The organism is Streptomyces niphimycinicus (assembly GCF_018883605.1).
Lineage (GTDB): Bacteria > Actinomycetota > Actinomycetes > Streptomycetales > Streptomycetaceae > Streptomyces > Streptomyces niphimycinicus.
Genome location: NZ_JAHLEM010001283.1, coordinates 1 through 915, shown reverse-complemented (window position 1 = coordinate 915; position 915 = coordinate 1). Strand labels below are relative to the sequence as shown.

1 protein-coding gene is annotated in these 915 nt (G+C 67.0%); it reads left to right on the top strand.

The window, feature by feature from the left end; translation table 11 throughout:
• Positions 1–915 (top strand): beta-ketoacyl synthase N-terminal-like domain-containing protein (locus KN815_RS49355; protein WP_216348234.1); only part of this gene is annotated, 915 nt, incomplete at both ends.

Sequence of the window (915 nt, the reverse complement as noted above, 5' to 3'; positions counted from 1 at the left end):
TACGCCCGCGAGGGCGGCTTCGTGGACGACGCCGGCCACTTCGACCCGAGCTTCTTCGGTATCTCGCCGCGTGAGGCGCTGGCGATGGATCCGCAGCAGCGGTTGCTGCTGGAGACCTCGTGGGAGGCGTTCGAGCGGGCCGGGATCGATCCGGGCGCGCTGCGCGGCAGCCGTACCGGTGTGTTCGCCGGTGTGATGTACCACGACTACGCCTCCTCGCTGCCCGCGCTTCCGGAGGGCGTGGAGGGCTTCCTCGGCACGGGCAACGCGGCGAGTGTGATTTCGGGTCGGTTGGCGTACACGTTCGGTCTTGAGGGGCCGACGATTACGGTGGATACGGCGTGTTCGTCGTCGTTGGTGGCGTTGCATCTGGCGGTTCAGGCGCTGCGGAACGGTGAGTGTTCGCTGGCGCTCGCGGGTGGTGTGACGGTGATGGCGACTCCGGCGCCGTTTGTGGAGTTCAGTCGTCAGCGTGGGCTTGCGGGGGATGGCCGGTGCAAGGCGTTCTCGGCGGATGCGGATGGCACGGGGTGGTCCGAGGGTGCGGGCATGCTGCTGGTGGAGCGGCTGTCGGATGCGCGGAAGAACGGGCATCCGGTGCTCGCCGTGGTGCGTGGTTCGGCGATCAACCAGGATGGTGCGTCCAATGGTCTGACGGCGCCTAACGGTCCGTCGCAGCAGCGGGTGATTCGTCAGGCGCTGGCGAACGCGGGTCTGTCGACTGGTGATGTGGACGCGGTGGAGGCGCATGGCACGGGTACCAGTCTTGGTGACCCGATCGAGGCGCAGGCGCTGATGGCGACGTATGGCCAGGAGCGGGATGCGGAGCGGCCGTTGCTGCTCGGTTCGATCAAGTCGAACATGGGTCATACGCAGGCTGCTGCCGGTGTTGCGGGGATCATCAAGATTGTGATG